Here is a 19,971-nt window from a genome sequence, read left to right on the forward strand (position 1 = left end):
TTACGCTTTCCTCCTTCAGAGTCAAACACTTTTTTCAGCGTTTTTCTCCGGCGGGGTGAATCGCTTCACGCCCTGCTGAGCCGCCTGCGTTGCCGCTTTGCCGTCTCAGTGGTGGCGCATTATAGGGACTTCGTTTCGCCTGACAAGCGCTAATTTGCAGTTTTTGCGCGACCGCTCACTTTCCAGGCAACACGTTGCAAAAACCAGCTGATTCTTGCGAAACAGCATAAAAAAACGGGCCCTGAGGCCCGTTTTTGTCACATTGCGTTATTGATGCGCGACAATGGTATCGTCCTGCACATCCATTTCGATGGTTTTTCCCGGAACCAGCGCGCCAGACAAAATCTTCTGCGCCAGCGGGTTTTCAATCTGCTGCTGAATAGCCCGTTTCAATGGCCGCGCGCCGTAAACCGGATCGTAACCATTTTCGCCCAGCAGTTTCAGCGCCGCGTCGGAAATGTGCAGCTGATAACCGCGCTCTTCCAGACGCTGATACAGCCGCTGCAGCTGAATCTGCGCAATCGAGGCAATATGTTTTTCACCCAGCGGATGGAATACCACCACCTCATCAATACGGTTGATAAACTCCGGACGGAAATGGTGTCCGACGACCGTCATCACCACATCTTTCATTTCCGCGTAATCAAGCGCGCCGAAACGTTCCTGAATCAGATCCGAACCGAGGTTAGATGTCATGATCACCACGGTATTGCGGAAGTCCACGGTGCGCCCCTGACCATCGGTCAGACGCCCGTCGTCCAGCACCTGCAGCAGAATGTTGAATACATCCGGATGCGCTTTTTCCACCTCATCCAGCAAAATCACCGAATAAGGGCGACGACGCACCGCCTCTGTCAGGTAACCGCCCTCTTCATAACCAACGTAGCCCGGAGGTGCCCCGACCAGACGCGACACCGAATGTTTCTCCATGAATTCCGACATATCGATACGCACCATCGCGTCGTCGCTATCGAACAGAAAATTAGCCAGCGCCTTACACAACTCGGTTTTACCGACACCGGTCGGTCCAAGAAACAGGAACGATCCGATTGGCCGGTTCGGGTCAGACAAGCCCGCGCGGCTACGGCGAATGGCGTTCGATACCGCTTCAACCGCTTCGTCCTGGCCGATAACCCGGGCATGCAGCTCCTGCTCCATCCGCAACAGTTTATCGCGCTCGCCTTCCATCATGCGGGCCACCGGAATACCGGTCCAGCGCGCCAGCACATCGGCGATCTCGACATCCGTTACGCGGTTGCGTAACAGCTTCATGGTTTTACCTTCAGCCTGCGTGGCGCTTGCCAGCTGTTTTTCCAGCTCCGGAATTTTGCCGTATTGCAGTTCCGACATCTGACCAAGGTCACCCACACGCCGTGCCTGCTCCATAGCCAGACGCGCCTGCTCCAGCTCGGCTTTGATGTTTTGCGTGCCGGTCAGCGAGGCTTTTTCCGCTTTCCACTCTTCTTCGAGCTCAGCATATTCGCGCTCTTTCTGATCCAGCTCGCTTTCCAGCATCTCCAGACGCTTAACGCTGGCATCATCCGATTCTTTCTTCAGCGCCTGCTGCTCCAGTTTGAGCTGGATGATACGCCGTTCGAGACGATCGAGCGGTTCCGGCTTGGAGTCAATCTGCAAACGAATACTCGACGCCGCCTCATCAATCAGGTCGATGGCTTTGTCCGGCAACTGGCGATCGGCAATATAGCGGTGCGACAACGTTGCCGCAGCGACAATCGCCGGATCGGTAATTTGCACATGGTGATGCAGCTCATAACGCTCTTTCAGGCCACGCAGAATGGCGATGGTGTCTTCCACGCTCGGTTCGGCGACGAACACTTTCTGGAAACGGCGCTCCAGCGCGGCATCCTTCTCAATGTACTGGCGATATTCATCCAGCGTGGTGGCACCCACGCAGTGCAGTTCACCGCGTGCCAGCGCCGGCTTCAGCATGTTGCCGGCATCCATCGCGCCGTCGGCTTTGCCTGCGCCGACCATGGTATGCAGCTCATCGATAAACAGAATGACGTTGCCTTCCTGTTTGGCGAGGTCGTTCAGTACGCCTTTCAGGCGCTCTTCAAACTCGCCGCGATATTTCGCACCGGCCACCAGCGCGCCCATATCCAGCGCCAGAACGCGCCGGCCTTTCAGCCCTTCCGGCACTTCGCCGTTAATGATGCGCTGTGCCAGCCCTTCAACGATGGCGGTTTTACCGACGCCCGGTTCACCGATAAGCACCGGGTTGTTTTTGGTACGGCGCTGCAATACCTGAATGGTGCGGCGAATCTCTTCGTCACGCCCGATAACCGGATCTAACTTGCCGAGCTCAGCGCGCTCCGTCAGATCGATGGTGTATTTTTTCAAAGCCTGGCGCTGATCTTCAGCCCCCTGATCGTTCACGTTTTCCCCTCCCCGCAGTTGCTCGATGGCCTTAGCGAGTTTGTCCGCCGTGGCACCGGCAGACTTCAGTAAGTCCGCCAGCGAGCCGCGCGATTCGAGGGCCGCCAGAACAAATAATTCAGATGAAATAAAGTTGTCGCCGCGCTTTTGCGCCAGCTTGTCACACAGATTCAGTACCCGGACCAAATCCGCTGATGGCTGAACGTCGCCGTCGGTCCCTTCGACCTGTGGCAAACGATTGATGGCTTGTTCGATGCTGGTACGCAGGCTAGCGACATCCGCCCCCGCCGCGCTGAGCAGCGGACGTACCGATCCGCCCTCCTGGTTGAGCAGCGCGCTCATCAGGTGCAGGGGATCGATGAATTGATTATCGTGTCCCAGAGCAAGGGACTGTGCATCGGCAAGGGCCAACTGGAATTTGTTGGTAAGACGATCCAGACGCATGATTCCTCCCATTACAGGTCAAAATGCTACTGGAGATTAAATGAGGTCATCCCTCAAATTTTCAAGGTTAATGACCTGAGTTGTGAGCAAAAAATACGCTTACTGGATCGTCTTGCGGCGTAAGGTTATCTCAGCCAAATCAAAGTTGCCATACGCCCGGTGATTCCGTCGCGTCGGAAGGAGAAAAAATCGGCGCTTTCCTGATAGGTACAACGCGTCTCAGCCGTGACAGATCGCACGCCAGCCGCTTGCAGACGCTGGGTTGCCAGCAGCCAGATATCGGCAAAATATTTCTCACCGACCGGGCGAAAAGCCGCATCGGCAGCGGCATCCTGCGCCAGGAACGCACTGCGCACCTCGGCCCCCACTTCAAATGCCTGCGGACCAATTGCCGGACCGAGCCAGGCATGAATCTCGCTCGCCGGGCAGTGAAACTGTGCCAGCGTCTGCTCCAGCACCCCATGACACAACCCGCGCCAGCCGGCATGTGCCGCGGCAACTTCGCTGCCATCATGGCTGCAAAACAGCACCGGCAGGCAGTCGGCGGTCATCACTGCACACACCACGCCGCTTTCCCGCGTTATCGCCGCATCGGCACGCGGCACGGCCGCAGCCGCCGGCAGACGCGCCACCGTCTGGCCGTGCACCTGCTCCAGCCACTGCGGCATTGCCGGTAGCGCAAGTTGCTCTACCACGCGCTGACGATTGTGCATCACGCGATCCGCCTCGTCCCCGACGTGCGCGCCGAGGTTGAGGGAATACCATGGCGCCGCGCTAACGCCGCCGTGCCGCGTGGTCGAATAAGCCTGCGCCCGCGCCGGCGCCGGCCACTGCGGCACGATCCAGTCACTCATAGCCAGTCCAGCTGATCGCGGAACTCGTCGGTATCGGCTTTCAGTGCCTCAATCAGATCAACCATGTCCTGCGGCAATGGCGCGTGCCACTCCATCTCAATCCCGGTGATCGGATGATAAAGACGCAGCATAGTGGCGTGCAGCGCCTGGCGGTCAAAACCGCGCAGCGTACTGATGAAAGCCTCAGAAGCGCCCTTTGGCGGACGCGGACGACCACCGTACAGCGGATCGCCCACCAGCGGATGGTTAATGTGCGCCATGTGCACGCGAATCTGGTGAGTACGGCCGGTTTCCAGGCGCAAGCGTAAACGCGTATGGGCGCGGAAATGCTCCATGATGCGATAGTGCGTGGTGGCCGGTTTACCCATCGGATGCACCGCCATGTGGGTACGCCTGGTAGAGTGACGCGCCATCGGCTCGTTCACCGTACCGCCAGCGGTCATGGTGCCAATCGCCACCGCTTCATATTCGCGGGTGATTTCACGCAGCTGCAGCGTTTCAACCAGATGCGTCTGCGCCGGTACCGTTTTGGCTACCACCATCAGTCCGGTGGTGTCTTTATCCAGACGGTGCACGATGCCGGCGCGCGGCACGTCGGCAATCGCCGGATAGTGATAAAGCAGCGCATTCAGTACCGTGCCGTCCGGATTACCGGCGCCAGGGTGGACCACTAAGTCGCGCGGTTTGTTGATCACCAGGATGTGGTCATCTTCATAAACGATATCCAGCGGAATATTTTGCGCTTCCCAGCGCTGCTCCTCTTCGATCTCGGCATCAATCGCCACCCGCTCACCGCCGAGTACTTTCTCTTTCGGTTTATCGATGATGGTGCCGTTGACGCTGACCCGACGCTCAAGGATCCACTCTTTTATGCGGGAACGTGAATAATCAGGGAACAATTCCGCCAAAGTCTGATCTAAGCGTTGTCCAAGCTGTGCTTCGGACACCGTTGCGGTGAGTTGAACTTGTTGTGCCATATACAGCTTCTTCGTTAACGTTGGGTTTTCACGGCGATGCCGTTTAATATAATGTGCTATCGTACTGGTCATTACCGGGAGCTATACGGACAGCTTCCGCCATAACACTTTGAGGATAATCATTTCGTCATGACGCGTATGAAACATCTGGTGGCTGCTGCCACACTGAGCCTGAGCCTGGCACTGGTGGGCTGTTCCGGCTCATCGGACCCGGTCCCGGACAGCCCGCCGTCTGAAATTTACGCCACAGCGCAGCAAAAGCTGCAGGACGGTAACTTTAAAGCGGCGATTAAGCAACTGGAAGCGCTGGATAACCGTTATCCGTTTGGTCCTTACTCGCAGCAAGTGCAGCTGGATTTGATCTACGCGTACTACAAAAATGCCGATCTGCCACTGGCGCAAGCCGCCATTTCCCGCTTTATGCGCCTGAACCCGACGCACCCTAACATTGATTACGTGATCTATATGAAGGGCCTGACGGACATGGCACTGGATGATTCCGCGCTGCAGGGCTTCTTCGGGATCGATCGTTCCGACCGCGATCCTACCCATGCGCGTGATGCATTCCGTGACTTCTCTCAGCTACTGCGCGGCTATCCGAACAGCCAGTACGCTGCAGATGCGCAGAAACGTCTGACGTTCCTGAAAGATCGCCTGGCGAAGTATGAGCTCTCCGTGGCGCAATTCTATACCAAGCGCGGTGCCTATGTCGCCGTTGTTAATCGGGTTGAAGGTATGATGCGCGATTATCCGGACACCCAGGCCACGCGTGACGCGCTGCCGCTGATGGAAAATGCCTATCGCCAGCTGCAGCTGACGACGGAAGCCGACAAAGTCGCGAAAATCATTGCGGCGAATAGCGCGTCCTGATTTTCGTGCCATTAAAAAAGCAGCCGCTGTGGCTGCTTTTTTTTGGTCAGAAAACCGTCTGCAACGGGTTTTTCCGCTACGGTTAACTCATCAATCTTGCCCCTATCCCCGCTGTGCATCAAGCTTTTTTCGCCCTTTTCCCGGCCTTTCTCACAATTCGCTGGCATTGACAAAAAGTGACATTCCAATGTGATCCAAATCACATATTTTCCTGATTTGCGCGGTATGCTGGTCCTACCCAGACGGAAATGACAGAGAGGTTTAACTATGATTCTGAACATTACCAGCAAACAAATGGAAATCACTGCGGCAATCCGCAACCATGTCGAAGACCGTCTCGCCAAGCTGGAAAAATGGCAAACCCACCTGATAAATCCGCACATTGTGTTATCGAAAGAGCCGAAAGAATTTGTGGCCGATGCCACCATAAACACGCCAAACGGCACGCTGGTCGCCAGCGCGAAACACGATGATATGTATACGGCCATCAATGACCTGATCGCCAAGCTGGAGCGCCAGCTAAATAAAGCACAGCACAAGCCTGAAGCACGGCGCGCCACCAGCAGTGTTAAAGATTTCACCCCTGCCGGGTAATTTATCGCTTTTCAGCAACGCGCCTGCGGGCGCGTTTTTTATTGACAGCTTTTAAGCTGTGCGGTTACTCTCAGTCCACTTTATTGCCGGAATTGATCATGAAATTGCTGCCGTTCTTCTTCGCATTCTTTTTTACCTTCCCCTGATTGGGAGGCGATTCGTCGTGTGAAAATGAATGCGAAGACGAACAACAAAGCCTCCCAACCGGGAGGCTTTTTTATTGGACATTTTACAGGTGAGCCCTATGAATCCCGAGAATCCGCTGCTGGCGTTACGCGATAAGATCAGCGCCGTCGATGCCAGGCTGTTAACGCTGCTGGCTGAACGGCGCGCGCTGGCCGTTGAGGTAGCGCAGGCCAAGCTGGCCACCCATCGCCCGATTCGTGACGTCGAGCGCGAACGTGCCCTGCTGGAAAACCTCATCGCGCTGGGTAAAAAACATCAGCTGGATGCGCACTACATCACGCGCCTGTTTCAGTTAGTGATTGAGGATTCGGTGCTGACCCAGCAGGCGCTGCTGCAGAAAAACCTGAATCATCCACATGCGCACGCGCCGCGCATCGCTTTCCTCGGCCCAAAAGGCTCCTACTCGCACCTTGCCGCCCGTAAATACGCCACGCGCCACTTCGATTCGATGGTGGAAATGGGGTGTCTGAAATTCCACGACATCATTCAGCAGGTTGAAAGCGGTCAGGCGGATTACGCGGTGATGCCGATTGAGAACACCAGTTCCGGCTCGATCAATGACGTGTACGATCTGCTGCAGCAAACGTCGCTGTCGATCGTCGGCGAGCTGACCATTCCTATCGAACACTGCGTGCTGGTCAGCGGTAATACCGATTTGCAGCAGATTGAAACCGTGTATAGCCATCCGCAGCCGTTCCAGCAGTGCAGCCAGTTCATCAACCGCTTCCCGCAGTGGAAAATCGAATATACCGAGAGCACGGCGGCGGCGATGGAGAAAGTAGCCGCGATGAACTCGCCGCACGTGGCCGCGCTGGGCAGTGAAGCCGGCGGTGAGCTGTATGGTCTGCAAGTGCTGGAGCGCAACCTGGCGAATCAGCAGCAGAACCATACCCGCTTCATTGTGCTCGCGCGTAAACCGATTGAAGTCTCCAGCCAGGTGCCGGCCAAAACCACGCTGATTATGGCGACGGGCCAGCAGGCCGGCGCGCTGGTTGAAGCACTGCTGGTGTTGCGTAATCACAACCTGATCATGAGCAAGCTGGAAAACCGGCCAATCAACGGTAACCCGTGGGAAGAGATGTTTTACATTGATGTGCAGGGCAATTTGCAGTCAGAGAACATGCAGCAGGCGCTGGACGAACTGCGCGCGCTCACACGTTCACTGAAGGTGCTGGGCTGTTACCCGGGTGAGAACGTGGTACCGGTAGAGCCGCGTCTGTAAAACAAAAAGGCATCCTCGCGGATGCCTTAATCATTACTGGCGACTGTCGTTGGCGGAGCGCAGCATACTGCGGCTCTCGACGAGGAAGCGTTTCGCATAGTCGCCAAACCAGTGTTCCACGCGCTCAAAGCTGTTGATGAACGCCTGTTTATCGCCCTGCTCCAGCAGCGTGATGGCTTCACCAAAACGCTGATAGTAGCGTTTAATCAGCGCCAGATTACTTTCCGACGACATAATAATGTCGGCGTACAGCTGCGGGTCCTGCGCAAACAGCCGTCCCACCATCGCCAGTTCGAGACGATAGATAGGCGAGGACAGCGCCAGCAGTTGATCCAGATTGACGTTCTCTTCCGCCAGATGCAAACCATAAGCAAACGTGGCGAAGTGGCGCAGCGCCTGAATGAACGCCATGTTTTGATCGTGCTCAACCGCACTGATGCGGTGTAAGCGCGCGCCCCACACCTGAATCTGCTCCAGGAACCACTGATAGGCTTCCGGCTGACGGCCATCGCACCATACCACCACCTGCTTCGCCAGGCTGCCGCTGTCCGGACCGAACATCGGATGCAGTCCCAGTACCGGGCCGCTGTGCGCCGCCAGCATCGCCTGCAGCGGACGGTTCTTCACCGACGCCAGATCCACCAGAATGCAGTCATCAGGCAGCGCTGGCAGATCGGCAATGATCTGTTCGGTCAGATGGATCGGCACGCTGATGATCACCATGCCCGCATCGTGCAGCAGTTCATCCGCGCGCGGCCAGTCATCTTTATCAAGAATACGCACCTGATAGCCGGAGAGCGTCAGCATCTTCTCGAACAGACGTCCCATCTGACCGCCGCCGCCGACAATCACCACCGGACGCAGTTCAGGACACAGCGTTTTGAAGCCTTTGTCATTTTCATGCGCATAGGATTCACGCATCAGACGACGCAGTACATCTTCGATCAGGTCCGGCGACACGCCGAGCGCTTCCGCTTCCTGACGACGCGACGCCAGCATACTGGCCTCGCGCTCAGGCACATAAATCGGTAAACCGTAGCGGCTTTTGACTTCGCCGACTTCGGCCACCAGCGCCAGTCGTTTCGCCAGTAGCCCCAGCAGGGCTTTATCTACTTCATCAATTTGATCGCGCAGCGCGGTCAGTTCAGCCACCATGACTCATTACACCTCGTGTGACAGACGCGCCGACAGCACTCCCTGCAGATCCCGATGGATTTCACGCAGCAAAGTTTCAGTGGTTTCCCAGTTGATGCAGGCATCAGTGACGGAAACCCCGTACTTCATCTCGCTACGCGGTTGCTCAGAAGACTGGTTGCCTTCGTGAATATTACTTTCCAGCATCAGGCCAATGATGGAGCGGTTTCCATCTTTAATCTGCGCGATAGCCGATTCGGCTACGCCAGGCTGACGGCGATAGTCTTTGTTAGAATTGCCATGGCTGCAATCTATCATTAAGGCCGGACGCAGTCCCGCTTTCAGCATCTCTTTTTCGCACTGCGCGACATCTTCCGGGCCGTAGTTTGGCGCTTTACCGCCGCGCAGAATCACGTGACCATCCGGGTTGCCCTGGGTTTGCAGCAGGCATACCTGACCGGCCTGGTTAATACCGACAAAGCGGTGCGGCATCGCGGCGGCGCGCATGGCGTTGATTGCGGTGCCGAGGCTGCCATCGGTGCCGTTTTTGAAACCCACCGGCATCGACAGGCCAGACGCCATTTCACGGTGCGTCTGCGATTCTGTGGTACGCGCCCCAATCGCCGACCAGCTAAACAGATCGCCGAGGTATTGCGGGCTATTGGGGTCGAGCGCTTCGGTGGCCAGCGGCAGGCCCATTTCCACAAGATTGACCAGCAGCTGACGCGCAATGTGCAGGCCGGCTTCCATATCAAATGAGTTGTTCATATAAGGATCGTTGATTAACCCTTTCCAGCCGACGGTGGTACGGGGTTTTTCAAAATAGACGCGCATAACGATATACAGCTGATCCTTCAACTGTGCAGAAAGTGTTTGTAACTGACGAGCGTAATCCAGTGCGGCTTCGGTATCGTGGATCGAGCAGGGACCGCACACCACCAGCAGACGCGGATCGCGACCCGCGATGATATCCGCGATGGTCTGGCGGGAAGCGGCAATTTGCGCTTCCTGCGCCGCAGTCAGCGGGAACTTCGCTTTCAGTTCCTGTGGCGTGATTAAAATCTGTTCGTCGGCGATATGCACATTGTTCAGCGCGTCTTTTTGCATGATGGCGATCCTTTTTCACTCGTTATGCGGTTTTACGATCCTCACTGAGGATGACGCTTACTTTACCACAGCATGTAAATCATGCAATCCATGCATGTACACTTTTATTACCACTACCTTTTAGACCACAAAATTCAAGTTAATTAAAATATATAAATCATTAACTTAACAACATTAGAGCCTGTAAGATCCACCAAACACCACTGTAAAGTTATAATTACACCCATCTAGCCAGGCCAGATGTTTTTTCCTTACGATATCGCTAACATGCTGTTATCCATTTAATTAGTTCAGGATCGCTCTATGTCCATCCCTGAAGTCGCCCTGCGTCCTTTTATTCTGCAGGATGCTGAAGCGTTTACGCATGCCGTTAATCAGTCTCTGAACAGCCTGCTGCCGTGGATGGTATGGGCACACACAGATTACAGCGTCGATGAAGCCGTGAGCTGGATCAATTTCACCCATCTGCAGCGTCAAAAGGGTGAAGCTGAAGAGTTCGCGATTGTCGATGGCAACGATCGATTGCTGGGCGGTGCTGGCTTACGTTATGCGCGCCAGCCCGGTGAGTTCAGTGCGCTGGGCTACTGGGTTCGCAGCGAGGCGCAGCAACAGGGCGTTGCCCGCCGGGCAGTGGCACAGCTGGTGAATCTGGCGTTCGCCCAGCCACACATTACTGTGCTGGAGATTCTTGCTGCAGAAGAGAATCACGCCAGCCGCGCCGTGGCCCTGCGCAGCGGCTTCTCGTTTGTGGATTACCGCTACGGGTTGATTGTGCTGGAGAGCGGTCCGGTCAACACGGCGATCTATCACCTCAGACGCCCATAAAAAAAGGGGCTGGCCTTATGGCCAACCCCTTGTTTGCTATTAACTTTGGGATGTCGCTTACGCGCCAAGACGCTCTTTGATACGAGCTGACTTACCGGTACGCTCACGCAGGTAGTACAGTTTGGCTTTACGCACAGCACCACGACGTTTGACAGTAATGCTGTCAATTACCGGAGAGTGAGTCTGGAAGACACGCTCAACGCCTTCGCCGTTAGAAATCTTGCGAACAGTGAATGCAGAGTGCAGACCGCGGTTACGAATAGCGATAACCACGCCCTCGAATGCCTGCAGACGTTTCTTAGAACCTTCAACGACCCATACTTTCACTTCCACGGAATCACCCGGACGGAAGGAAGGTACGTCCTGTTTCATCTGCTCTTGTTCAAGTTGCTTGATAATGTTGCTCATAATTAAATCTCTTATCCTGGGTAAACTGATAGTCAGGGAAGATTACTCTTCCACCTCATCGTTTTGTTGCTGCTGATGTTCCCGCTGGAACTCACTTAGCAACCTTGCTTGCTCTTCAGTCAGAGCCAGGTTTTCCAGAAGTTCAGGTCTTCTTAGCCAGGTACGGCCCAGCGACTGTTTCAGGCGCCAGCGGCGAATATCGGCATGGTTGCCCGACAGCAGAACTGGCGGAACCTCCATCCCTTCTAACACTTCAGGTCGGGTATAGTGCGGGCAATCCAGCAAACCTTCCGAGAACGAATCCTCATCGGCTGACGCCTGTTTCCCCAGCACGCCAGGAATAAACCGGGCGACCGAGTCAATTAACGTCATTGCTGGCAGCTCACCGCCACTGAGCACGTAATCACCGATTGACCATTCTTCATCAATCTCAGTGTGAATCACACGCTCATCTATCCCTTCATAACGACCGCAAACCAGAATTAACTTCTGGCTGGTCGCCAGTTCGCAAACGCCTTGCTGGTCAAGTTTGCGACCCTGAGGTGAAAGATAAATCACCTTAGCGCCTTCTCCCGCCGCCGCTTTCGCTGCGTGGATAGCATCCCGTAAGGGTTGCACCATCATCAACATACCCGGTCCGCCGCCGTAAGGACGATCGTCCACGGTACGGTGCCGGTCGTGCGTGAAGTCACGTGGACTCCAGCTCTCTATGTTGAGCAGGCCATTTTTTACTGCCCGGCCAGTTACCCCGTACTCGGTAATAGCGCGAAACATCTCTGGAAACAGGCTAATAACACCAATCCACATCGCGTTCGCCGTTACGTTACCGGATTGTCCGGAGATCAAAAACCAGGATCCCAGTCTACTTCAATGGTGCCAGTAGCGAGATCGACTTTCTTGATAACCTGTTCATCAAGAAACGGTATTAACCGCTCCTGTACACCGAATGCATCTTTCAGGTTTGCCTTTACGACGAGAACGTCGTTCGAGCCGGTCTCCATCAAATCAATGACTTTGCCCATCTCGTAGCCGTCGAGGTTTACCACTTTGCAACCCATCAGGTCTTTCCAGTAGTAATCGCCCTCTTCCAGCGCCGGCAGTTGCGTGGAGTCAACCGTAATTTCGCAATTGGTCAACTGTGCTGCAGCGTCCCGATCGTCAATGCCTTTGACTTTGATGATCAGGTCCTGATTGTGGTGCTTCCAACCCTCAAGCTCGACCTGCTGCCATTGACCGGCGCGCTGGATAAACCAGGGTTGATAGTCGAAGATGCTTTCAGCGTCTTCAGTGGAGGAAAACACTTTGAGCCAACCCCGAATTCCGTAAGCGGCACCCATTTTGCCCAGAATGATTGGGTTAACGGGAGGCTGTGCGGCAGGTTTACTGCTCATGCTCACCACCGTGACAGATTAAGCTGCTTTTTTTGCTTCTTTGATCAGCGCGTTAACGCGATCAGAAAGCGTTGCGCCCTGGCCAACCCAGTGCTCAATACGGTCCAGATCCAGACGCAGACCTTCAGCCTGACCAGAAGCGATCGGGTTGAAGAAACCTACGCGCTCGATGAAACGACCGTTGCGAGCATTGCGGCTGTCAGTGACGACGACCTGATAGAACGGACGCTTTTTAGCGCCGTGACGTGCCAAACGAATGGTTACCATAACATCCTCTTTAGTTAATAAAACAACCGGGCCCCATCGAGGAACGGGGCCCGGGTGCAATATAAAAAGCCCGAAAATTTTACTCATTTTGGCGCAAAAAGCAACCTGAGTGTCTCACTTTTCTGGTTCGGGCTGTGTCGCCTTAGCGGCCGGGGAATCCTGGCGGCATCATGCCTTTCATGCCACGCATCATTTTGGCCATGCCGCCCTTCTTCATTTTCTTCATCATGCGCTGCATATCATCAAACTGCTTCAGCAGCCGGTTGACGTCCTGCACCTGCATACCGGAACCGGTAGCGATACGGCGCTTGCGCGAACCTTTGATGATCTCTGGCTTCTCACGCTCTTTGCGCGTCATCGAATTGATGATGGCTTCCATGCGCACCAGCACTTTGTCATCCATCTGCGATTTAACGTTATCCGGCAGCTGGCCCATGCCCGGCAGTTTGCCCATCAGGCTAGCCATGCCGCCCATGTTGCGCATCTGCTTAAGCTGCTCCAGGAAGTCGTTAAGATCGAAACCGTCGCCGGTTTTCAGCTTCTTCGCCAGCTTTTCCGCCTGCTCGCGGTCAACTTTGCTCTCTATATCTTCAATCAGCGACAGCACGTCGCCCATGCCGAGAATGCGCGATGCGATACGGTCCGGATAGAAAGCCTCCAGCGCATCGGTCTTCTCGCCCATCCCCATAAATTTGATCGGCTTGCCGGTGATGTGACGAATCGACAGCGCCGCACCGCCGCGCGCATCGCCGTCAACTTTGGTCAGGATCACACCGGTAAGCGGCAGCGCTTCGTTGAACGCTTTCGCGGTATTGGCGGCATCCTGACCGGTCATGGCATCGACAACAAACAGCGTTTCAACCGGATTGATCGCGGCGTGCACCTGTTTGATCTCATCCATCATCGCTTCGTCAACGTGCAGACGACCGGCGGTATCCACCAGCAGCACGTCATAGAACTGCAGACGCGCTTCTTTCAGCGCGTTGTTAACGATATCCACCGGCTTCTGGCTGAGGTCGGACGGACAGAAATCCACACCGACCTGCTGCGCCAGGGTTTCCAGCTGTTTGATCGCCGCCGGGCGGTAGACGTCCGCAGACACCACCAGCACCTTTTTCTTGTGCTTTTCGCGCAGGAATTTACCGAGCTTACCGACGCTGGTGGTTTTACCTGCACCCTGCAGGCCCGCCATCAGCACCACGGCCGGCGGCTGAGCATTGAGGTTCAGCGCGTTATTTTCGGCCCCCATCGCCGCAACCAGTTCGTTGCGCACGATTTTGATAAACTCCTGACCCGGCGTCAGGCTTTTGTTTACATCCTGACCTACCGCGGCTTCTTTCACGCGGTTGATGAAATCGCGCACTACCGGCAGCGCAACGTCGGCCTCCAGCAGCGCCATACGCACTTCGCGCAGCGTATCTTTGATGTTGTCTTCGGTCAGCCTTCCGCGGCCACTGATATTGCGCAGGGTTTGCGACAAACGATCGGTTAAATTATCAAACATGCTCTCTCACTTAATAGCGTAGCGAGGCCGCCAGGGCGACACAATGCGGCGGATTATAACACGAAGCCAGGCCGATCTCTGCAATTGACCGTGAGATCGTTTGGAGCCTGCTGCCGCTGGCGCTATACTGCTTTTTTCCTTATCTGACCGACACCTGAAAGGATCTATGTTCGTTTTCGCGATCGTGGCGCTGTTCGCCTACTCTCTCAGTCTTGCATTGATCATTCCGAGCCTGCTGAAACGCAATAGCGGCTGGCGGCGTTTTGCCGTGTTATCCGCCTGCGTGGCGCTGATTGCCCATGCGGTAGCGCTGCAGCAACGCATATTTGCCGTCGATAATGGACAAAATCTTAGCCTGCTGAATATTGGTTCGCTGGTCAGTTTGCTCATCTGCGCCATCATGACTATCGTCGCGTCGCGCAATCGCGGCTGGCTGCTGCTGCCAATTGTTTACAGTTTTGCGCTGATCAATCTGGCCTTCGCCACCTTTGTGCCAAACGCCTTTATCACCCATCTTGAGACCACCCCTGGCATGATGGTGCATATCGGTCTGTCGCTGTTTGCCTATGCCACGCTGATCATCGCGGCGCTGTATGCGCTGCAGCTGGCGTGGATCGACTATCAGTTAAAGAACAAAAAGCTGACGTTTACCCAGGATATGCCGCCGCTGCTCAGCATCGAGCGTAAGATGTTCCACATCACGCAGATTGGCGTGGTATTGCTGACGCTGGTGCTGTGTACCGGCCTGTTCTTTATGAATAATCTGTTCAGCCCGGAAAACATTGATAAAGCGGTGCTGTCGATTATCGCCTGGTTTGTCTACATCGTGCTGCTGTGGGGCCACTATCATGAAGGCTGGCGCGGTCGCCGTGTGGTGTGGTTCAACTGCGGCGGTGCGCTGCTGCTGACCATGGCCTATTTCGGCAGCCGCGTTCTGCAGCACCTGCTCACCTCTCACTAAAGGAATTTTTGCGTTGGAACATGTTTCAACCACCACGCTCATTATCACGCTGATCATTATGGTGCTGGTCTCGGCCTACTTCTCGGGTTCAGAGACCGGCATGATGACGCTCAACCGCTACAAACTGCGCCACAAAGCCAAAAGCGGCAACCGCAGCGCGCGTCGCGTTGAGAAACTGCTGCGTCGCCCCGACCGTCTGATTAGCCTGGTGCTGATCGGTAACAACCTCGTGAATATTCTCGCCTCGGCGCTCGGCACCATTGTCGGTATGCGCCTGTACGGCGATGCCGGCGTGGCCATCGCCACCGGCGTGCTGACCTTCGTGGTGCTGGTGTTTGCCGAAGTGCTGCCCAAAACCGTTGCGGCGCTCTATCCGGAAAAAGTCGCGTACCCCAGCAGTTTTCTGCTGGCGCCGCTGCAGTACGTAATGCTGCCGCTGGTGTGGCTGCTCAATACCATTACCCGCATTCTGATGCGCATGGTGGGCATTAAGACCGAAGGGTCGATTAATTCCGCCCTCAGCAAAGAAGAGCTGCGCACTATCGTATATGAATCCCGCTCGCTGATGTCGCGCCGCAACCAGGATATGCTGCTGTCGGTGCTGGACCTTGAGAAGGTCAACGTTGACGACATCATGGTGCCGCGCAATGAGATCGTCGGCATCAACATTAACGATGAGTGGAAGTCCATCGAGCGTCAGCTCAGCAACTCACCGCATGGCCGTATTGTGCTGTTCCGCGACTCACTGGACGATAGCGTCGGCATGCTGCGCGTGCGCGAAGCGTGGCGCATGATGGCTGAGAAAAAAGAGTTCAATAAAGAGCGACTGCTGCGCGCTGCCGATGAAATCTACTACGTGCCGGAAGGTACGCCTCTTAACGTGCAGCTGGTAAAATTCCAGCGCAATAAGAAGAAAGTGGGGCTGGTGATCGATGAGTACGGCGACATCAAAGGACTGGTTACCATTGAAGATATTCTGGAAGAGATCGTCGGCGACTTTACCACCTCCATGTCACCGTCACTGGCCGAAGAAGTGATGCCGCAAAACGACGGTTCGGTATTAATTGAAGGCAGCGCCAACGTGCGGGAAATCAATAAGGCCTTCAACTGGACGTTGCCGGAAGAGGAAGCGCGCACCATCAACGGTATGCTGCTGGAAGCGCTGGAAGAGATCCCGCAGATGGACACGCAAGTACAGGTTGGCCATTACGACATTGATATTCTTGATGTGCAGGACAACATGGTGAAGCAGGTGCGCATTACGCCGCATCAGCCGCTGAAAGCGTCCATCGGTTCCTGAGACGATAAAAACAAAACGCCGCGATAATCGCGGCGTTTTTTATGGCTGAAGCGGGAACTAGAGTTGCAGCTCTTTCAGCTTTTCAGCCGGCAGCTTCAGATCTTCATTGCGGTTAACGCCAATGTCGTGCGCCAGTACGTTGCGCGCAATCTGCTGCGCTTCGTCCAGCGAGTGCAGCTTGTAGCTGCCGCACTGGTATTCGTTCAGTTCCGGAATCTGGTTCTGATCTTTTACCTTCAGCACATCTTCCATCGCACCTTTCCACGCTTTTGCCACGCGCTGCTCGTCTGGCGTACCAATCAGGCTCATGTAGAAGCCGGTGCGGCAGCCCATCGGTGAGATATCGACGATTTCCACGCCGTCACCGTTGAGGTGGTTACGCATGAAGCCCGCGAACAGGTGCTCCAGCGTGTGGATGCCGCGTTCGGTCAGGATGTCGATGTTCGGACGGCAGAAACGCAGATCGAAAACGGTGATGGTATCGCCATGCGGAGTGTTCATGGTCTTCGCCACGCGTACCGCTGGCGCGCCCATGATGGTGTGATCAACAGTAAAACTATCCAGTAGTGGCATACGTCACCTCCTGTTTTGAGATTTTTTTTAAAACGATGAAACTTTTCTGTTCGCCCAACGTCTGAATATATGAAAGACGCGCATTTGTTATCATCATCCCTGACAACAGAGATGTTAATTTAGGCCACAGTGATGTGGCCATTTTCTTTTCTAGCCTTCGCGACCTGCCAGATAGCTGGCAAAATCCAGTGTATCACTCTGCTCCAGCTGCTGCTGTTTCAGCACCGACTCCTGCGCCTGACGGCTAAAATCGGCTTCGGTGAGAATTTCCAGCGGCTCTTCGCACAGCAGATGACGATACTGCTCGGCCAGCGCCACGCCGGCTCCGGTCAGCCCCTGCTCTTTAATGGCTTGCAGAATGCGCGCCGAATAGGTTAGCTCAGGATCGTCAAACGACGCTACCAGTTGATCGCAAACCTGTTGATATTGCGTGCTGCCGTCGTTGCTATCCAGCACTTCAGCCACCCGGCGCAGATCGGCAAACAGCGCTTTACCGACATCAACCAGCAGATGTTCCGTATCACTGCAGCCCACGCCGATCACCTGACCCGGCTTGCGCCCTTCCAGCACCACGCGGTTCCAGTTTTTCCGGCTGCACAGCAGCTCATCTGCGCTCATCTCCGGCGCATCGGCCAGCGTACACCAAATCAGGAACAGATCGAGGAAGCGCGCCTGATCGGCGTCCACACCGATGGCAGAGAACGGGTTGATGTCCAGCGAACGCACTTCAATGTACTCAATGCCGCCGCGCAGCAGCGCATCGGACGGCGCCTCACCCGAGCGGGTCACGCGTTTTGGACGAATCGGTGCGTACAGTTCGTTCTCGATTTGCAGCACGTTGGTATTGAGCTGCAGCCAGTTGCCCTCCGCGTCCTTGGTGCCCATCGCCGCATATTCGGCAGACGGTGTTTTGATCGCCGCTTTCAGCGCAGCGACATACCCTTCCAGCGAATTGAAGGTAATGCCCAGCCCGCTTTGTGATTTATTGGTGTAGCCCAAATCACTCAGGCGCAGCGACGTGGCATACGGCAGCCACAATGTTCCTTCGCCGTTGGTTTCGAACGGCAGCTTACTTTCCCGTCCCTGCAGGAAGGAAGAGCAGATGGCTGGCGAAGCGCCAAACAGGTAAGGAATCACCCAGCCGTAGCGATAGTAGTTGCGAATCAGGCGCAGATAACCCGCCGAGATGGTCTCTTTGCCGCTCTCCGCGTCTTTGACATCCGCCCACTCCTGCCAGAACGACAGCGGCAGCGAGAAGTTATAGTGCACGCCAGAAATAATCTGCATCAGCGCGCTGTAGCGGTTTTTCAGCCCCTGACGATACAGGGTTTTCATTTTGCCGATATTGGAGCTGCCGTACTGCGCCAGCTCAATGTTGTCCACATCTTCAACATAGCCCGGCATACTGAACGGCCACATGCGCTCGTCGCCCAGCTCGCGCGCCACGTGACGGTGGATGTCACGCAGAAATGCCAGGGAGCGATCGATGTTCTGATCCACCGGGGTGATGAACTCCAGCAGCGTTTCAGCAAAATCGGTGGTAATCCAGTCGTGCTTCAGCGCTGAACCCAGCGATTCAGGGTGGCCAGTGGTAGCCAGATGACCATTCGGCTGGACGCGAAGTGTTTCACGTTCAATGCCACGGCCGATACCCTTTAACGCGTCGGGATGCGCTTCCAGCCAGGAGAGCGCTTTTGATACGTCCGGGATCACATTAACCTCCCGCTGTGTGAATATTTTATTTTTGTTCAGCATAATGTTAACCGTAGCCTCGAATCTGTGCGAATCAATGCCACCATTGCATACCTTGTAAAGTGGCGGTCGCGATAACGATATAACGCAGCGTTTTACCCAGGGCGAGAAACAGCACGCAGGGCAGCCAGGAGAAGCGCAACCACCCTGCGAGCACGCAGAGTAAATCGCCCACCACTGGCAGCCAGCTAAACAGCAGCGCTGCGGGTCCCCATCGTTGTAGCCACGTCATTGCTGTGTCGTGCCATCGCCCCTGCCCTGTTGCTGGCATCAGGCGACCAAGAAGAATGTTGGTCAGGCCACCCAGCGTGTTTCCCACTGATGCAGCCAGTAACAATCCATAGACCGACCCTTTCTGGGCGATCAATAACGCAATCAGCACCGCTTCTGAGCTGCCCGGAAGCAGCGTTGCACTCAGAAAGCTACTGCCGAATAACGATCCATACGTCAGAAATTCATTCACAGTAAACGGACATCAACCACATCCATGCCCGCCGCTTTAGCCGCCTGCACGCCAAAGTCAGCATCCTCGAATACCACGCAGCGCGCAGGCGCAACGCCCATCAGCTCTGCACAGCGTAAGAAGGTATCAGGCTGCGGCTTATGACGCTGGACATCGTCCGCGCCGACTACCGCATCAAACAGATGATAAACGTTGAGCGCTTCCAGCAGCGCTTTGGCTAAGCTGTGTTCGCTGCCAGTGCCAACCGCCATCGGACGGCGACCGTGATAGGCTTTGACCACCTCCATCAGTGGCAGCGGACGCACGTCTTCCAGCAGCATCGCTTTCAATGCCGCAGTTTTCTCTGCCGCCAGCTGATGCGGATCGTGCTGCGCCTGATTCTGTTCCAGAATGTAGCGGGCCAGTTGCCAGGTGGGTGCCCCGTTGAATGCCACCATCTTTGCTTCGTCCATGGTGAAACCATAGCGGCTCAGCACCTGCTGCCAGGCTTTTCGATGTGTCGGCTCGGTATCAAGAATGGTGCCGTCCATATCGAAAATCAGGGCGTCATAGTGGTCGTACATTGTGACTCCATTAACACCACAAAATGAGCCATTACTTTAGCGTAATGCGCTCAGGTTGTCGCCAGGCAGGCTTAACCGCAAATGCTTTGAAAGCATTAGCAATTTTCGTTTTCAGAATAAGGTCAGAGCGCGCGACCGGCGATAAATGGCGGTAAATGCAGTGATTTTTTGATGGAGAC

22 protein-coding genes and 1 other annotated feature are annotated in these 19,971 nt (G+C 55.3%); of the genes, 7 read left to right on the plus strand and 15 right to left on the minus strand.

Annotated features, from left to right (window positions below; all coding sequences use genetic code 11):
• Positions 1-267 precede the first annotated feature (267 nt).
• The 3 genes from clpB to rluD form a co-directional block, all read right to left on the minus strand.
• Positions 268-2,841: an ATP-dependent chaperone ClpB gene (gene clpB / locus F3I21_RS15580; protein ID WP_150059282.1), complete on the minus strand. Its 2,574-nt coding sequence runs from the start codon at positions 2,839-2,841 to the stop codon at positions 268-270.
• Positions 2,842-2,966: 125 nt separating this feature from the next.
• A complete protein-coding gene (yfiH, locus tag F3I21_RS15585) occupies positions 2,967-3,695 on the minus strand; it encodes a purine nucleoside phosphorylase YfiH (RefSeq protein WP_150059283.1) in 729 nt (242 codons plus the stop codon).
• A complete protein-coding gene (rluD, locus tag F3I21_RS15590) occupies positions 3,692-4,672 on the minus strand; it encodes a 23S rRNA pseudouridine(1911/1915/1917) synthase RluD (RefSeq protein ID WP_150059284.1) in 981 nt (326 codons plus the stop codon). The genes yfiH and rluD overlap by 4 nt, the downstream gene beginning before the upstream one ends.
• 129 nt (positions 4,673-4,801) lie before the next feature.
• Between rluD and bamD the strand changes: the two genes are divergently transcribed.
• Positions 4,802-5,542 carry an outer membrane protein assembly factor BamD gene (gene bamD / locus F3I21_RS15595; protein WP_058759616.1) on the plus strand — a complete coding sequence of 247 codons (741 nt, stop codon included), beginning with the start codon at positions 4,802-4,804 and terminating at the stop codon, positions 5,540-5,542.
• An 11-nt stretch (positions 5,543-5,553) separates the two neighbouring features.
• On the opposite strand, the gene F3I21_RS15600 is transcribed toward bamD, so the two are convergent.
• Positions 5,554-5,745 carry a hypothetical protein gene (locus F3I21_RS15600; protein ID WP_021507318.1) on the minus strand — a complete coding sequence of 64 codons (192 nt, stop codon included), beginning with the start codon at positions 5,743-5,745 and terminating at the stop codon, positions 5,554-5,556.
• A gap of 64 nt (positions 5,746-5,809) precedes the next feature.
• Between F3I21_RS15600 and raiA the strand changes: the two genes are divergently transcribed.
• The 3 genes from raiA (at position 5,810) to pheA (ending at position 7,544) form a co-directional block, all read left to right on the plus strand.
• Positions 5,810-6,136, plus strand: coding sequence for a ribosome-associated translation inhibitor RaiA (gene raiA, locus F3I21_RS15605; protein WP_021507319.1), 327 nt, complete (start codon positions 5,810-5,812; stop codon positions 6,134-6,136).
• A gap of 97 nt (positions 6,137-6,233) precedes the next feature.
• Positions 6,234-6,358: a sequence feature (Phe leader region), on the plus strand.
• A complete protein-coding gene (pheL, locus tag F3I21_RS23420) occupies positions 6,235-6,282 on the plus strand; it encodes a pheA operon leader peptide PheL (RefSeq protein ID WP_121497579.1) in 48 nt (15 codons plus the stop codon). It overlaps the preceding feature by 48 nt.
• Before the next feature lie 22 nt (positions 6,359-6,380).
• Positions 6,381-7,544 carry a bifunctional chorismate mutase/prephenate dehydratase gene (gene pheA, locus F3I21_RS15610; protein ID WP_058759617.1) on the plus strand — a complete coding sequence of 388 codons (1,164 nt, stop codon included), beginning with the start codon at positions 6,381-6,383 and terminating at the stop codon, positions 7,542-7,544.
• Positions 7,545-7,577: 33 nt separating this feature from the next.
• Here the strand turns inward: pheA and tyrA are convergent, their stop codons facing one another.
• Positions 7,578-8,699, minus strand: coding sequence for a bifunctional chorismate mutase/prephenate dehydrogenase (gene tyrA / locus F3I21_RS15615; protein ID WP_021507321.1), 1,122 nt, complete (start codon positions 8,697-8,699; stop codon positions 7,578-7,580).
• Between the two features lie 6 nt (positions 8,700-8,705).
• Positions 8,706-9,785 (minus strand): 3-deoxy-7-phosphoheptulonate synthase, encoded by a 1,080-nt coding sequence (locus tag F3I21_RS15620; protein ID WP_021507322.1) that lies wholly within the window; start codon positions 9,783-9,785, stop codon positions 8,706-8,708.
• A 303-nt stretch (positions 9,786-10,088) separates the two neighbouring features.
• On the opposite strand from F3I21_RS15620, the gene F3I21_RS15625 reads away from it, so the two are divergent.
• Positions 10,089-10,610 (plus strand): GNAT family N-acetyltransferase, encoded by a 522-nt coding sequence (locus tag F3I21_RS15625; RefSeq protein ID WP_127834475.1) that lies wholly within the window; start codon positions 10,089-10,091, stop codon positions 10,608-10,610.
• Between the two features lie 57 nt (positions 10,611-10,667).
• Here the strand turns inward: F3I21_RS15625 and rplS are convergent, their stop codons facing one another.
• The 5 genes from rplS to ffh all read right to left on the minus strand — a co-directional run bounded on the left by rplS (position 10,668) and on the right by ffh (position 14,180).
• Positions 10,668-11,018 carry a 50S ribosomal protein L19 gene (gene rplS, locus F3I21_RS15630; protein WP_021507324.1) on the minus strand — a complete coding sequence of 117 codons (351 nt, stop codon included), beginning with the start codon at positions 11,016-11,018 and terminating at the stop codon, positions 10,668-10,670.
• A 42-nt stretch (positions 11,019-11,060) separates the two neighbouring features.
• Positions 11,061-11,825: a tRNA (guanosine(37)-N1)-methyltransferase TrmD gene (trmD, locus tag F3I21_RS15635; protein WP_021507325.1), complete on the minus strand. Its 765-nt coding sequence runs from the start codon at positions 11,823-11,825 to the stop codon at positions 11,061-11,063.
• A 35-nt stretch (positions 11,826-11,860) separates the two neighbouring features.
• The gene (gene rimM, locus F3I21_RS15640; protein WP_021507326.1) at positions 11,861-12,409 is read right to left on the minus strand and encodes a ribosome maturation factor RimM; all 549 of its coding nucleotides are present in this window, start codon (positions 12,407-12,409) and stop codon (positions 11,861-11,863) included.
• Between the two features lie 18 nt (positions 12,410-12,427).
• Positions 12,428-12,676, minus strand: coding sequence for a 30S ribosomal protein S16 (gene rpsP, locus F3I21_RS15645; protein WP_007893313.1), 249 nt, complete (start codon positions 12,674-12,676; stop codon positions 12,428-12,430).
• A 142-nt stretch (positions 12,677-12,818) separates the two neighbouring features.
• Positions 12,819-14,180, minus strand: a complete 1,362-nt coding sequence (ffh, locus tag F3I21_RS15650) for a signal recognition particle protein (protein ID WP_021507327.1) — start codon at positions 14,178-14,180, stop codon at positions 12,819-12,821.
• A gap of 166 nt (positions 14,181-14,346) precedes the next feature.
• On the opposite strand from ffh, the gene F3I21_RS15655 reads away from it, so the two are divergent.
• Both F3I21_RS15655 and F3I21_RS15660 read left to right on the plus strand, forming a co-directional pair.
• Positions 14,347-15,141, plus strand: a complete 795-nt coding sequence (locus F3I21_RS15655) for an inner membrane protein YpjD (RefSeq protein ID WP_010617128.1) — start codon at positions 14,347-14,349, stop codon at positions 15,139-15,141.
• A gap of 13 nt (positions 15,142-15,154) precedes the next feature.
• The gene (locus F3I21_RS15660) at positions 15,155-16,441 is read left to right on the plus strand and encodes an HlyC/CorC family transporter (protein WP_021507328.1); all 1,287 of its coding nucleotides are present in this window, start codon (positions 15,155-15,157) and stop codon (positions 16,439-16,441) included.
• 57 nt (positions 16,442-16,498) lie between these two features.
• Here the strand turns inward: F3I21_RS15660 and luxS are convergent, their stop codons facing one another.
• From luxS to yqaB, 4 genes are all read right to left on the minus strand, one after another.
• A complete protein-coding gene (luxS, locus tag F3I21_RS15665; protein ID WP_010617126.1) occupies positions 16,499-17,014 on the minus strand; it encodes an S-ribosylhomocysteine lyase in 516 nt (171 codons plus the stop codon).
• A 150-nt stretch (positions 17,015-17,164) separates the two neighbouring features.
• A complete protein-coding gene (gene gshA, locus F3I21_RS15670; RefSeq protein ID WP_150059285.1) occupies positions 17,165-18,769 on the minus strand; it encodes a glutamate--cysteine ligase in 1,605 nt (534 codons plus the stop codon).
• Positions 18,770-18,800: 31 nt separating this feature from the next.
• Entirely contained in the window at positions 18,801-19,229 is a 429-nt protein-coding gene (locus F3I21_RS15675; protein WP_021507330.1) for a YqaA family protein, read from the minus strand.
• A complete protein-coding gene (gene yqaB / locus F3I21_RS15680) occupies positions 19,226-19,792 on the minus strand; it encodes a fructose-1-phosphate/6-phosphogluconate phosphatase (protein WP_058759621.1) in 567 nt (188 codons plus the stop codon). Before yqaB ends, F3I21_RS15675 begins: the two co-directional genes overlap by 4 nt.
• Positions 19,793-19,971: the final 179 nt, after the last annotated feature.

The organism is Pantoea sp. B_9 (genome assembly GCF_008632015.1).
Lineage (GTDB): Bacteria > Pseudomonadota > Gammaproteobacteria > Enterobacterales > Enterobacteriaceae > Pantoea > Pantoea dispersa.